The organism is Saccharothrix carnea (genome assembly GCF_003014735.1).
Taxonomy (GTDB): domain Bacteria; phylum Actinomycetota; class Actinomycetes; order Mycobacteriales; family Pseudonocardiaceae; genus Actinosynnema; species Actinosynnema carneum.
In genome coordinates, this window is the sequence record NZ_PYAX01000019.1 from 1 (window position 1) to 13973 (window position 13973).

Here is a 13973-nt window from a genome sequence, read left to right on the forward strand (position 1 = left end):
CGCCGCCGAACACGGCCTCGTCGACGACGTCATCGACCCCGCCGACACCCGCGCCGCCATCGCCCGCGGCCTCAACGCACTCCGCGACAAACGCATCGAACCACCCCGCCGCAAACACGGCAACACACCGCTCTAGGGCTCCGGCTTGTGCCGAGCGTTGAATTCAGGGTTCCTGAGCGTTGGACTCTCGCGTGCTGAACGCAGGACTCTCGCGGTGGTGGTGTCGGTGGCGGCGATCAGGCCGAGCAGGCTGCGGCGGTCGGTTCGGGAGCGGGCCGCGAGACCGACCACGACGGCCGCGAACAGCACGACACCGCCGTGCCCGGTCGAGATCAGCAGCAGGACCGGTAGCCACCACACCACGAACCGCAGCACCACAGCCCGCGCCGGTGCCGTGCCGCCCGTGCGCGCTTCGGTCAGGGCGAGGTTGAACGCCACCTGCCCCGGCGTGGCCCGGTCGGCGCGCAGCAGCGGCACGACGACCGTGGCGACCACCGGCACCAGCACGCCGAGCACGGCCCCGAACCAGTCGGACACGGCGAGGTCGGTCAGCCGGCGCGTCCCGGTGCCCTCACCCACCAGCACGAGCACCACCCGGCACGCGACCTGCACCAGCGCCATGGTGAGCAGGTCACCCGCGAACGCCAGCCCTCGGCGCACCAGGCCGGGCGGCCCGGTGTCGGCCACGGGCTCCGGCACGGCCGCGGGCAGCCACCGGCCGACCCACCGCGCGAGCAGCCACCCGACGACCGTGCCCGCCGTGTTGGTCATCAGGTCGTCCACGTCGGCGATGCGGTACGGGCAGGGGTAGAGGCCGAACACAGCCGTGCCCTGGGTGGTCTCCACCGCGAGCGACACCAGCAGCCCGATCGCGGTCGCGGCCACGACACCGCGTCGTAACCGGTAGCACAGCAGGAAACCCAGGGGGACGAACAGCACCACGTTCAGCGCCACTTGGAGGAACGCCGGGCTGGTCGGCGAGAACCCGGCGGCGGCGATGTCGTCCAGCGACGCGAACGGCCGGGGCTGCCAGTAGTCGCGCGCCGTCCGGCCCGTGCAGAACCCGCTGGTCACGTCCGGCAACGGGAACAGCGTGAACGCCAGCAGACCACACCCGTACAGCGCGCCCGCCGCCGCGACGACCGCCGTCCACCCGCGCAGCCGACCGTGACGCCGGTACTGCCAGTGCACCCACGGCAACACCGCCACCGGCACCAGCAGGGCGAACAGCACCAGCGTGATGATCGACTCGCTCAGCCGCACCGACACGGCGGCCACGCTAAGCCGTGCCTCCACCGCCCGCCCGCCATTCACCTGATCGAGTGATCGAACCGACTTGGCCACCGCACCGAACCGCTGTCGAGTGCTTCCACCGAAGGATGGGGATCCATGGACGACCCAGCGGCCCGCGCGGCTACCCCCGACCGCCACGCGGTCGTCCCGGCTGCGGGCGCGGCGGTAACCGCCACCCGGCCCGGCACAGGCGGCCACCCGGCCCGGCAGAGGCCGTCGCCAGAGCAGTCCCGCCCGGCGCAGGCGGCCGCCCGGTTCGGCGGAGGCCGTCGCCCGGGGCGACAGGGCAGTTGCGCGCGGCGGATGGGGTTGGCCGAGCGGTTCGGGCGGTGGCGTGGCCGGGGCGGTGGCTCTGTGGTGAGGCCGTGCCCGGTCAGCGTGGTCCGAGTCCGGTTTTGCCGTCCAGCAGTTCCCGCACGGCGTCGAGGTGGCCGGCATGGCGGGCGGTCTCCTCGATCATGTGCAGCACGATCCGCCGCAGGTCGGTGGTCTCCGCGCCGAGCGGGTCGGGGAACCGGCCCACCGGGCTGGTGTCCAGCGGCGTGGTGGCGAGGATGACGTTCGACCGCTCGCACTGTTCCCGGTAGAAGGCGAAGACCTCCGCCGACCCACGTGGCGTGGTGAGGGGCGCCGGATCGTCCGGCCACGGTAAGGGGTCGGCGTGGCCGCGGAGGATCTCCTGGAACCAGTGCCGCTCGGCGTAACCGAGGTGCTCGACCATGCCCAGCGGCGTCCAGCCCGATGGCAGGACCGCGGTCCGCAAAGCCTCCTCGTCAAGACCTTCGAGGATCGCCAGCACGGCACCGCGCTGGGCATCCAGGAACAGCGACAGTGCCGCCTTTTCGTCGTCCTCCACCGGTCCGCCCCCCTGTTGGTCGGATCACGGCGGACGTTAACAGGCAGCACCGACAATTCCGGTTCACCGCGTCGGCGGCCGGACGTCGTCCGGGGCCTTGTCCGGCCGCAGCCCCCGCCACGACGAGTGCCGCAGCCGTCCGTCCGTCGTCCACGTGCGGTACTCGACCTCGCCGACCAGCTCCGGCCGCACCCAGTGCGCGTGGCGGGCGTGGTCGGCGGGCACCGGGTCGACGAACGGCGAACCCTGCCGTGCCAACGGCCGCAGCCGCTCCTGCAGGTCCACCAACGCCGAGTGGGTGAACCCGGTGCCGACCTTGCCCACGTACCGCAGCCCGTCGTCGGACCTCACCCCCAACAACAACGACCCGATCGTGCCCGCACGACGTCCGTCACCGGGCCTCCACCCGCCGATCAACACCTCCTGCGTGCGCACCAACGGCACCTTCACCCAAGCCGTCGACCGCCGTCCCGGCTCGTAACGCGACGTCACCCGCTTGGCCACCACGCCTTCGAGCCCGTAGTCCTCGGCCACCGAGAGCACGTCCGCACCGTGCGCCTCGCTGAACGTCGGCGGCACGCGCACGTCCGCACACCCGCCCAGCCCCAGCTCCGCCAGCTCCTGCCGCCGTTCCGCGTACGGGGCGCCGAGCAGCGACCGGCCGTCCACGTGGAGCAGGTCGAACACGTAGTACACGACCGGCACGCGGGTCAGCAGGTCGTCACCGGGTCGGGCGACGTGCATCCGGGCCTGCAACCGGCCGAAGTCGGGCTGCTTCCGGGCACCCAGAGCGACGATCTCGCCGTCGAACACCGCCTCACGGTCACCCAAAAGTGACGACAGCGCCCGCACCTCCGGGTAAGTCGCGGACACCTCCAGGTCGTTGCGGGTCATCGCCCGCACCCGACCACCACGCACGTAGGTGACCGCCCGGACACCGTCCCACTTGAACTCGAACGCCCACCCGGACCCCGTCGGCAGCTGTCCCGACGACGCCAGCATGGGCCTGATCAACTCGGGGAAACCGGACTCGGCGCGCATCGGCATGCGACCGTCCCTTGTAGACGGACCACGGCCCGCCCAGTGTCACCCGCGCCGCCGGTAACCGCACATCGGCGGCCACGATCGTGGGCGCTACGACCCGTCGAGCGTTGACAGGACCGGGCGAGGGTCACCGACCGTTCGGCGTGGACGCGGCGGCCGACCCGGGCCGCCTACACTGTGCGCCTGGACTTCGGTGGGGGACGCGGTGGCAGTGAGCAGTGACGAGTTCATCCGCATGGTGAACACGCTCGTCGACGTCAAGCGCGCGGAAGGCGGCGACTACAGCTCGTTCAGCGTGCACGGCAAGCGGTTCGGCTACTACTGGCCGCGCACGCAGACCGTGGGGCTGAAGCAACTGCTGTCCGAGCAGCAGGCGCTGGTGGCCGAACGGCCGGACGTGTTCGAGGAGCAGTTCACCTCCGGCGGTTTCGGCTGGGTGGTCGTCTACCTGGTCGGTATCGAGGCAGACGAGCTGTCCGAGCTGGTCTTCGAGGCCTGGCGGCTGTCCGCGCCCGAGGACCTGGTCGCCCGGGTGCCCGACCCGGCGCAGCGCGCGCAGTGACGTCCGCCGCTGTTGACGGCGGCGGACTGCTCAAGCATCATTGAGTCAATGAGTACTGACTGGCCTTCGGGCACGGTGGCGCGCGCACGCGTCCACGCGGCGTTGGGCGAGCCCGCCCGGCTGGCCGTGGTGGACCTGCTCGTGCTCGGCGACGCCTCACCCGGCGAGGTCGGTCGCCGGCTCGGGCTGCCCAGCAACCTGCTCGCCCACCACGTGAAGCTGCTCGAACAGGCGGGGATCGTGGAGCGGTCCCGGTCGGAGGGCGACCACCGGCGCACCTACCTCCGGCTGCGCACCGCCGCGCTCAGCGACCTCGTGCCGAGCGGCCTCCGGCAGGCGCCACGCGTGGTGTTCGTGTGCAGCCACAACTCGGCCCGCTCGCAGTTGGCCGCCGCGCTGTGGAAGCGGCGCAGCAGCGTCCCGGCCGCCAGCGCGGGCACCCGACCCGCGCAACGCGTGCACCCGCTGGCCGTCGCCACGGCCCGCACGCACGGGCTGTCGTTGACCCGTGCCCGTCCGCAGCACCTCGACGACGTGCGGCGTCCCGATGACCTCGTGGTCGCGGTGTGCGACAACGCCCACGAGGAACTCACCGACGACGCCGACCGGTTGCACTGGTCCGTGCCCGATCCGGCCGCGGTCGGGACACCGGACGCGTTCGACGCCGCGTTCCACGACCTCTCCGATCGCGTCGAACGCCTCGTGCCCGCCGTCCGCCCCGCCATCGAGGGATCCTGAATGCCCCGCCCGCTCCCCCACCGGCTCCTGGCCGAGTACCTCGGCAGCCTGCTGCTCGCCGCCCTGGTGATCGGCTCCGGCATCGCCGCGCAACGCCTGTCCCCCGGCGACGTCGGCCTGCAACTGCTGGAGAACGCCGCCGCCACCGCTGTCGGCCTCTACGCCATCATCCTGGTCTTCGGCCCGGTCAGCGGTGGTCACTTCAACCCGGTCGTGTCCGTCGTGGACGCCGCGTTCCGCGGTCTGCCCTGGCGTGACGTGCCGCCGTACGCGCTGGTCCAGGTGCTCGGATGCGTCACCGGCGCGGTGCTGGCCAACACCATGTTCGAGGCGGCGCCGGTCAGCATCAGCACCACCGAACGGGCCACCCTCGCGCACGGACTGTCCGAGGTGGTCGCCACCACCGGCCTTTTGCTGGTCATCTTCTCGCTGGTCCGCACGGGGCGGGCCGCCCTCGCACCGGCGGCCGTGGGCGCGTACATCGGCGCCGCGTACTTCTTCACCAGCTCCACCAGCTTCGCCAATCCCGCCATCACCGTGGGCCGCGTGTTCAGCGACTCGTTCGCCGGGATCGCACCCTCGTCCGTGCCGGTGTTCGTGCTGGCGCAGCTCGTCGCCGTCGTGGTGGCCGTGCCGCTCCTGCGCACCCTCCACCCGGCCGAACCCACCGTCACCGCCGTCGCCGAAGGACACGTCCGTTGAGCCTCACCAAGCCTGAAGTCCTGTTCGTCTGCGTCCACAACGCCGGACGCTCGCAGATGGCCGCCGCCTTGCTCCAGCACTACGCCCTCGGTCGCGTCACCGTCCGTTCGGCCGGCTCCGCGCCCGCCGACCAGGTCAACCCCGCCGCCGCCGAGGCGCTGGCCGAACTCGGCCTGGACATCACCGCCGAAGTGCCGTCCAAGCTGACCACCGAGGACGTCGAAGCCTCCGACGTCGTCATCACCATGGGCTGCGGCGACACCTGCCCCGTCTTCCCCGGCAAGCGCTACCTCGACTGGGAACTCGAAGACCCCGCAGGCCAGGGCGTCGACGCCGTCCGCCCGATCCGCGACGACATCGACCGCCGCGTGCGCGGCCTGCTCGCCGAACTCCTCGACGGACCCGCCTAGCCGTCGAGCCGTCGAGCCCCGGCCGGAGCCGCCCCCACTCCGCCGGGGCCCACCCTCACCCGGTCGGGGCCGTGCTGCGACGATGGGCCCCGCCGTGCGCTCACCGCTTGCTCGCGGTCCACTGTGGTCCTCGACCACACCCGTCCGGAGGTAACCCGATGAGTGCGCGTTTCCAGGAACTGGACTGGCGCCAGACGCCGCTGGGCGAACTCGTGCTGCGCCGCCGGTGGGACCCCGCCTTCGACCGCGAGGTCCACGAGATCAAGCTCAACGACGAGTTCCTGATGTCGAGCCTGTTCACCGTGTCCGAGGTCGAACTGGCGCACCTGGCGCTCGCGGACCTGCACGGGCCGCTGGACGTCGTCGTGGGCGGCCTGGGCCTGGGCTACACCGCGCGGACCGTGCTGGAGAACCCGGACGTGCGGTCGATGATCGTCATCGACGCTCTCGGCGAGGTCATCGAGTGGCACCAGCGCGGCCTGCTGCCCGGCGGGCAGGCGCTGGCGTCCGACCCGCGTTGCCGACTGGTCCACGCGGACTTCTTCGCGCTCTCGCGCTCCGACCAGGGCCTGGACCCGGCCGACCCGGAACGGCGCTTCCACGCGATCATCGTCGACATCGACCACTCGCCCCGGCACCTGCTCCACCCGGGCAACGCCGACTTCTACGAACCCGAAGGCCTGCGCCGCGTGGCCGCGCGCCTGCACCCCGGCGGCGTGTTCGCCCTGTGGTCCAACGAACCGCCGGACGACGCCTACACCGCGGCGCTCGCCGACCGGTTCGCCCGGGCCCGCGCCGAGGTCGTCCGCTTCCACAACCCGCTGCAACAACGTGAGGCGACGGCCACGGTCTACCTGGCCACGACCTCCGCCTGACCCGGCGTCCGTAGAACCGCCGCGGGTCACCTTCGACGAGCTTGCGCCGGCGCAGCTTCACCCCATTGTCGAACAGCCGTCAAGGCACACCCCCGCACCCGGACCGGCCAGAGGGCGCGAAAGAATTCCCACGGTCGCATTCACACCATCAGGTAATCGACATCAACGAACACCCCGCATACCGTGGTAACCGGATCGAAAAACACACGATCCCAACGGTAATCGAATCTGGGGGTTCACCGTGAGGAAGTCTCTGTCAGCTTTGTTGATCGCCGCCGCATTGAGCGCCGGAGTGGTGGTGACACCGGCCTCCGCCGCACCTCGGGAGTCCGGCTTCGAGTGCAATCCGCTGGACAGCGGCCTGCTGTGCCTGCTCGTCGAGGCCCGGGATGTCGGAGTCGCGTACGACAAGAATTCGGGCAACCCCATCTGGGTGCGTTTCGGTTATGACCACGCCGGTGTCAGCCACGCGTCTCCGGAGGAGGTCGAGATCTACCCCGACGAGACGAAGAGCAGTGTCTGGCTGGAGCAGAACCTGCAGTGTGGCCAGGACATCGTCGGCTGGATGGAAGTCCGCGGCCAGCGCCGCTTCCAGACGCCGGCGGTCCGCATCTGCTGAGAACCGGAGGCGCCACCCCCGACCGCAACCGCGGTCGGGGGTGGTTTCATGTGACCGGATCGCCGTATGACCACATCTCCACCTAACCGCACTTCTGAGCGACCGCGCCGAGCCTCCACCACGGCAGTCCTTTTTCCCGCCTACCATTTACGCCGCACCACTTTCCGACCTCCCTCATTACTTACGAGGGAGGCCGGAGAGGGTGAAGATGCGGGTCGTCAGAGGCGGGTCGGGAGGTTGAGATCGGCACCGATCTGGAATGCCGTCACCGAGTCGGGGTTGACCGTCAGCCAGCCCGGCCCGAGGTCGCCGTGCTTGACCATCAGCGCACCATTCCGCACGACCGCGATGCGCACACCGTCGAGTTGGAATGCAGTGACCGCTTGTTCCTGGGAAACCCACGGCGCGGTCAGGTCACCTTCCTTGGCGAACAGTTCACCGGAACGCTCCAGCACGGCGATCCGGTCGGTGTCGAGCTGGAAGTCGGCCACCGAATCGGCGGCCACGGTCTCCCAACCGGGGCCGAGGTCGCCCTCCTTCACCAGCAGCGCCTCGCCCACCAGGGCGGCGATGCGGTCGCCGGACAGCTGGAACCGGCTCACGCCGTGCTCCTGCGACACCCACGGCGCGGTCAGCTCCTCGTCCTTCACCAGCAGCTCGCCGTTCTTCAGCACGCCGATCCGCGCGCCGAAGAGCTGGAAATCCGCCACGCCGGTCTCGGCGGTGATCCACCCCGGTCCGAGATCACCTTCTTTCACCAGGAGCGTGCCGTCCTGCTTGAGCACGCCGACGCGGTCGCCGTGAAGCTGGAACTTCCGCACGTCCGCCTCCTGGAACACCGGATCGGCGTCCAGACCACCTTCCTCGACCCACAGCCCGCCGTGGTCGAGGTAGCCGATCCGCTCGCCCCACAGCTGGAAGTCCGTCACCGAGTCCGGGTTCACCACCTCCCAGCCGGGCCCGAGGTCGCCTTCCTTCACCAGCAACGCACCCTGGTCGTCGAGCACGGCGATCCGCTTGCCCGACATCCGGAACTGCCGGACACCGCCTTCCTGCAACACCGGGTCGGAACCCAACTCGCCCTCGGCCACCCACAGCTCGCCGTGGTCCACGTACCCGACCCGATCGGCACCCGGCGCCGGACCGCTCCCCGTGCCGCCGGGGAACAGCCGCAGCGCACCGAAGTAGTCGCGGTGGCGGGAGTGGTCGGACACCTTCACCAACTGGCCCGACTGCGGCGCCTCCACGATCCACCCGTCACCGAGGTACATCGCGACGTGGTGGATCTTGCCCGCCGTGGCGCCGTAGAACAGCAGGTCGCCCGGAACCAGCGGGGCCAGGCCCTCGTCCCGGGAGAACCGGTCGACCGCCCGCGAACTCTGCCACTGGATGCGGGTGGTCCCGTCGATGATGTCCTCGCCCACGGCCAACGCGTAGGCGTACCGGACGAAACCGGAGCAGTCCAGGCCCCGCACGTGGCAGTCGTTGGGTGCACCGTGCGCCGGATCGCAGATGCCGTAGGTGATCCCCGGCTCCTTTTCGTGCCCACCGCCCCACGAGTACGGCGTGCCGACCAACCCGCAGGCCTCCGCGACCGCGCGCTCCGCTTCGACCGCCGCACCACCGCCGAGCAGCCCGCAGTCCGGCGCCGCGCGAGCGACCTGGCCGGCGTGCGCCGCCGGCACCACCCCGATCGCGATGACGGCAGCGAGGAGCAGCCTCACCAACGTGGTTGTCATGTGGTCCTCCGTAAGGTTCCGAGCGGCCCGAGAAGGGCCTGCTGTATCCGGACTGCGCACTCACCGGCCCGGATGTCAGGCCGGTGGCGAGTGCCTCGTCGCCGCGGGTTCGGGACGCGAGGACGCGGCATCGCGGCTCCCCGGGTCAGCGCCGGTTGCAGTTGATGTGGCCCGGTGGGAGTGCGCCGCCGTTGAAGTGGCGCAAGGCTTCTTTGAAGTCGGCGCAGCGGCGCGGGTCCTCTTGTGCCGGGTTCGCGTAGCCGATGTTCTTGCTGACGCCGCCCATGTCGAGGGCGTCGGCGTAGTCGTTGGTGTTCGGTCGGGCGACGGTCCAGTAGTAGCGGGCGACGGGTGCGCTCCACTCGAGCGTGGCCACGTCGTCCGGTGTGGCCACGAAGTCGTGGCCCAGGTGCTCCCCCGCGCCGCGGTAGTTGGCGACGCCGGTGAGCTGGATGTAGCCGCGACCGCGGTAGTTGCTCGGATTGCCCGCCTCTTGGGCGTTGTAGCGGAATCCGCTCTCCCGGCGCAGGGTCGCAACGAACGCGGCGATGCGCGCGGGGTTGTCGATCCGGCCCTCGCGCATCTCCTCGTTCAGCTTGGGCAGGCCCTCCTCGATCAGGCGCTCGTCGCCGACGTAGCCGAAGATCGCCTTCAGGTCCGCCAACGACACCAGGCCGGAGGCGCGCGGCGGCAGCACGAGCCGGAAGCCGGTGACGCCCGCCGGTGCGGCGGTGTGCCAGCCCGGCCCGAGGTCGCCCGCCTTGACCAGCAGGGCACCGTCCTTGACGGCCGCGACCCGGTCACCGGCGAGCAGGAACGCGGACACGCCGTCCTCCTGGTGCACGAGCTCGGCGTCCAGCGGCCCCTCCTTCGCCCACAGCGAACCACTCTCGGTGAACGCGATGCGGTCGTAGTCGAGTTGGAAGTCGGTCACCGAGGCGGTGTTCACGGTGAACCAACCGGGCTCCAGGTCGCCGCCCTTCACCAGCAGCGAGCCATCGGCTTTCAGCACCCCGATCCGGTCACCGGAGAGCTGGAACTTCCGCACGTCCCGCTCCTGGAACACCGGGTCCGCGCTCAGGTCACCCTCCTTGACCCACAGCTCGGCACCTTCCGCGAAGGCGATGCGGTCACCCGACAGTTGGAAATCCGTCACCGAATCGGGGTTGATCACCTCCCACCCCGGCCCGAGGTCGCCCTCCTTCACCAGCAGCGAGCCGTCGTTCTTCAGCACGCCGATCCGGTCGCCGTGCAGCTGGAACGCCCGCACGTCCCGCTCCTGGAGCACGGGCTCGGCGTCCAGCGCACCCTCCACCACCCACAGCTCACCGTGGTCGAGGTAGCCGATCCGGTCGTCCTCCAACTGGAAGTCGGTGACCGAATCGGGGTTGACGGTGTGCCAACCCGGTTCCAGATCACCCTCCTTGACCAGCAAGGCACCGGCCTTGACCACGCCGATCCGGTCACCGAAGAGGTCGTAGTCGGACACCCCCTCCTCCTGGAGCACCCACGGTGCCGCTATGTCCCCCTCGTTGGCGTACAGCCGGTCCCCCTGCAGCACGGCGATCCGACCACCGGTCGGCCGGTCCCGCTCCGCCGCGGTGGCCGCCGGCACGACGGGCCCCACCAGCGCCAGTGCCGCCAAGAGCAGCGACATCCCCGTTCGACTGCGCGAAGTGCTCGACATGGTTCCTCCCCCGGTTCTGCGATGTGGGGTGAACCGTGGCAGGGGGTGATGACGGCTCGTTGACGTTCAGTGACGGCTCGTTGACGCGCGGCGGAAAACCGATTATCGGCACCCGTACTATTCAAATACTCCGAATGGCGTATCAGGTGGGGCGGCGGCGATGTGGGAGTTCGGTGTGCTGGGGCCGTTGATCGCGCGGCAGGACGGGGTGGCGGTCACCTTGTCGGCGGCCAAGCACCGCGTGGTGCTGACCGCGCTGCTGCTGCAACCGGGTGCTGTCGTCCCGGTCGACACGCTGGTCACGGCGTTGTGGGGTGACGAACCGCCGGACCGGGCCCGCAGCACGTGCCAGGCGTACGTGATGCGGCTGCGCCAGGCCCTCGGTGACGGCGCCGTGGTGCGCACCTGTCCCGGCGGGTACCTGGTCGACGTCACGCCCGAGCAGGTCGACGTGGGCCGGTTCGCCGCGCTGACCAAGGAGGCGGGCGTCGCCACCCGACCGGAGGAACGCGCCGAGTTGCTGCACCGGGCGTTGACGCTCTGGCGGGGACCGGCGCTGGTCGACGTGCCTTCGGAGTCGTTGCACCGGGACGTGGTGCCCGCCCTGACCGAGCAGCGCCTGCGGGCGCTGGCGCAGCGGGTCGACGCCGACCTCGCGCTCGGCAGGCACGAGGACCTGGTCGGCGAGCTGACCGCGCTGACCGCCGAACACCCGTACCAGGAGCGGTTCTGGGCGCAGCTCATGCTGGCACTGCACCGGTGCAACCGGCAGGCCGACGCGCTGCACGTCTACCAGGAACTCGACCGCACGCTGGTCGAGGAGCTGGGGTTGCGCCCGGGCGAGGAGGTGCGTGCGCTGCAGGAGGCGATCCTGCGGGAGGACCCGGAGCTGGCCGCCCCGAGGGCACGGGTGGTGCGCGTGCGGCCCGCCGTGCCACCCGACATCGGCGACTTCGTCGGCCGCGAGGAGCTGATCCGCGAGGCCGAGGAGCGGTTGCGCGCCACCGGCGGGTCGGCCGCCCCGATCGTGGTGCTGTCCGGTCCGCCGGGTGTCGGCAAGTCGGCGCTGGCGGTCCACCTGGCGCACCGGTTGAACGCGGAGTTCCCCGACGGTGTCCTGCACGTCAACCTGCACGGTTACTCGAACACGCGGCCGACGTCGGTGACGCAGGCGCTCGGCTACTTCCTGCGGGTGTTGGGCATGCCCGCCGAGCAGGTGCCGTTGGCGCAGGACGAGCAGGAGTCGCACTACCGGGCGATGCTGAGCGGGCGGCGGATGCTCGTCGTGCTGGACAACGCGGCCGACGCCGACCAGGTGCGGCCCTTGCTGCCCGCCGACGCCGCGTGCGCGGCACTGGTGACCAGCCGAAGCGAGCTGCGCGGCCTCACCGCGTTGCAGGGCGCCCGCCGGTTGTCGCTCGACGTGCTCACGGAGGAGGAAGCGCGCGAGTTGCTGGCCGCGATCCTCGGCGCCGACGCGGTGGCGGCGGAGCCCGCGGCGAGCGGGCTGCTGGCCGGTCTGTGCGCACGGTTGCCGTTGGCGTTGCGGATCGCCGCGGCCAACCTGTCCGCCCGTCCCCAGCCCGACATCGCCGACTACGTGGCCGAACTGCGGCAGGACGACCGGTTGGCGGCCCTGGCCGTGGAGGGTGACGACAGCGCCGCCGTGCGCAGCGCGTTCAGCGCGTCCTACGCGGCCCTGTCGCCGCAGGCACAGGTGTTGTTCCGGCGGTTGGGGCTGCTGCCGGGCACGGACTTCACCGCACCGGCCGCCGCCGCGTTGCTCGGGGTGCCGTTCGGCACGGCGACGCGCCTGCTCGAAGCCTTGGCCGCGGCGAGCCTGGTGCAGCAGCACGCGCCCCGCCGCTACCAGTTCCACGACCTGCTGCGGCTGTACGCGCGCACGCAGGCCGCCGAGGAGGATTCCGAGCCCGAGCGCACCGCCGCGCTGCGCCGCTGGCACGAACACTGCCTGCACACCGCGGACGCGGCGGCCGAACTGCTCAACCCGACGTTGAGCAGGCTGCCGCGTCCCGCGCCGAGCAGCGAACCGGTGGTGCCCTACCTCGGCAACGGCGCCGAGGCCGCGGCCTGGTTCGCCGCCGAGCACGTGAACCTGGTCGCCGCCATCGAGCACGCCGCGACGGCCGCCCCCGAGTTGTGCTGGCACCTGGCCGACGCGGTGCGCGGCTACCTGTACTCGCGCCGGCTGGACGCGGACCTGGTCGCCGTCACCGACACGGCGCTGACCGCCGCACGTGCGCACGGCCAGCGGGACGTGGTGCCGTTCCTGCACAACAGCCGCGGGATGCTGCACTGGAGCCGCGGCGACTACGACTCGGCGATGCGCGACCTGGAGGTCGCGCTGGAGGGTCACCGGGCTGCCGGGTCACGAACGGGTGAGGCCGTGGTGCTGAGCAACCTCGGCATCGTGCACCTGGAGCTGGGCGAGGTCGACACGGCGGTGGAGCACACTTCGCGTGCTCTGGTGTTGTGCCGGGAGCTGGGAGAACGCCGCACGGAGGCCGCCACGCTGGTGAACCTCGGTTTCATGCACCTGGAACGCGGCGAGTTGGACCGCGCCGAGGAGCACCTCCAGGTCGCGCTGACGTTGTGCGAGAAGTTGGGCCTGGCGCACACGGGTGCGACGGCGCGCAACAACCTCGGCGGTGTTCGGCTGCGGCAGGGCAGGTTGAACGAGGCGCTGTCGCACCACAAGGCCGCCTTGGAGACCTACCGACGCCTGCACGCCCGGCACGACGAAGCGGAAGTGCTGCAGAACCTCGCCGCCACGCACCGGGAGGCCGGGCGTTACGAGGAGGCGGTCGAGTGCGGCACGCAGGCGTTGGAACTGGCGAGGCGGACCGGCAACATGCGCTACGAGGCGGACGCGTTGAACACGCTCGGTTCGACGGCGTTGCGTTCCGGTGACCGGGCCACCGCCCGGCGCAGGCACCACGAGGCGTTGGTGTTGAGCGCGCACGCCGGGTACGCGCAGGGGCAGATCACCGCCTGGCTCGGGGCGGGCCGGGAGCTGCGGGCCGCGGGGCGGGCCGCCGAAGGGCTGCTCGAGGTGCAGGCGGCGCTGGCGCTCGCACGCGACTCCGGGTTCCGGCTGCGCGAGGCGCAGGCGCTGGTGGAGGCGGCGCGCGTGGAACTGGACCTGCGTCACCACGACGCGGCGCGCGACCTGGCCGGGAAGGCGCTGCGGCTGCACCGGGAGATCGGTGACCCGTTCGGCCAGGCGCAGGCGCTGCGCCTGCTCGGCTCGCTGGCCCGGCGGCCGGAGGAGGCCGAGGAGCTGTGGCAGGCCGCCCTCGCGCTGTTCCGGCGGATCGGCGCGGCGGAGATCACCGAGATGGCCCTGCTGCTGCACCGGGTGAAGTCATCATGGCGTCAACCGGAAGTCATCGACCTCTCGGAAGGTGTGCAGCAGACCGCACCCTGA

13 protein-coding genes are annotated in these 13973 nt (G+C 71.2%); 8 read left to right on the forward strand and 5 right to left on the reverse strand.

Going from position 1 to position 13973, the window contains the following annotated elements; all coding sequences use genetic code 11:
* On the forward strand, positions 1–136 hold a 136-nt coding region (locus B0I31_RS42990; protein WP_181320694.1), incomplete at its 5' end, for a carboxyl transferase domain-containing protein.
* Here B0I31_RS42990 and B0I31_RS34945 read toward each other — a convergent pair.
* From B0I31_RS34945 to ligD, 3 genes are all read right to left on the reverse strand, one after another.
* On the reverse strand, positions 133–1269 hold the full coding sequence (locus B0I31_RS34945; RefSeq protein ID WP_181320695.1) for a VanZ family protein: 1137 nt from the start codon (positions 1267–1269) through the stop codon (positions 133–135). The two genes, B0I31_RS42990 and B0I31_RS34945, sit on opposite strands and share 4 nt — an antisense overlap.
* A gap of 397 nt (positions 1270–1666) precedes the next feature.
* Positions 1667–2149 (reverse strand): DinB family protein, encoded by a 483-nt coding sequence (locus tag B0I31_RS34950; RefSeq protein WP_219910951.1) that lies wholly within the window; start codon positions 2147–2149, stop codon positions 1667–1669.
* Between the two features lie 63 nt (positions 2150–2212).
* Entirely contained in the window at positions 2213–3196 is a 984-nt protein-coding gene (gene ligD, locus B0I31_RS34955) for a non-homologous end-joining DNA ligase (protein ID WP_245950658.1), read from the reverse strand.
* 202 nt (positions 3197–3398) lie between these two features.
* Between ligD and B0I31_RS34960 the strand changes: the two genes are divergently transcribed.
* From B0I31_RS34960 to B0I31_RS34985, 6 genes are all read left to right on the forward strand, one after another.
* A complete protein-coding gene (locus B0I31_RS34960) occupies positions 3399–3755 on the forward strand; it encodes an MmcQ/YjbR family DNA-binding protein (protein WP_106619779.1) in 357 nt (118 codons plus the stop codon).
* A gap of 48 nt (positions 3756–3803) precedes the next feature.
* Positions 3804–4493 carry an arsenate reductase/protein-tyrosine-phosphatase family protein gene (locus B0I31_RS34965; protein ID WP_106619692.1) on the forward strand — a complete coding sequence of 230 codons (690 nt, stop codon included), beginning with the start codon at positions 3804–3806 and terminating at the stop codon, positions 4491–4493.
* Positions 4494–5195, forward strand: coding sequence for an aquaporin (locus B0I31_RS34970; RefSeq protein WP_106619693.1), 702 nt, complete (start codon positions 4494–4496; stop codon positions 5193–5195).
* Complete coding sequence (locus B0I31_RS34975) at positions 5192–5605, forward strand: arsenate-mycothiol transferase ArsC (RefSeq protein ID WP_106619694.1); 414 nt, start codon at positions 5192–5194, stop codon at positions 5603–5605. Before B0I31_RS34970 ends, B0I31_RS34975 begins: the two co-directional genes overlap by 4 nt.
* 158 nt (positions 5606–5763) lie before the next feature.
* A complete protein-coding gene (locus B0I31_RS34980; protein ID WP_106619695.1) occupies positions 5764–6480 on the forward strand; it encodes a spermine/spermidine synthase domain-containing protein in 717 nt (238 codons plus the stop codon).
* A 241-nt stretch (positions 6481–6721) separates the two neighbouring features.
* Positions 6722–7099, forward strand: coding sequence for a hypothetical protein (locus tag B0I31_RS34985; RefSeq protein WP_146174066.1), 378 nt, complete (start codon positions 6722–6724; stop codon positions 7097–7099).
* A gap of 218 nt (positions 7100–7317) precedes the next feature.
* Here the strand turns inward: B0I31_RS34985 and B0I31_RS34990 are convergent, their stop codons facing one another.
* Together B0I31_RS34990 and B0I31_RS34995 are read right to left on the reverse strand one after the other, a co-directional pair.
* Positions 7318–8838, reverse strand: a complete 1521-nt coding sequence (locus B0I31_RS34990; RefSeq protein ID WP_106619697.1) for a C40 family peptidase — start codon at positions 8836–8838, stop codon at positions 7318–7320.
* A gap of 145 nt (positions 8839–8983) precedes the next feature.
* On the reverse strand, positions 8984–10525 hold the full coding sequence (locus tag B0I31_RS34995; RefSeq protein WP_146174067.1) for a hypothetical protein: 1542 nt from the start codon (positions 10523–10525) through the stop codon (positions 8984–8986).
* A 160-nt stretch (positions 10526–10685) separates the two neighbouring features.
* On the opposite strand from B0I31_RS34995, the gene B0I31_RS35000 reads away from it, so the two are divergent.
* The gene (locus B0I31_RS35000) at positions 10686–13973 is read left to right on the forward strand and encodes an AfsR/SARP family transcriptional regulator (RefSeq protein ID WP_106619699.1); all 3288 of its coding nucleotides are present in this window, start codon (positions 10686–10688) and stop codon (positions 13971–13973) included.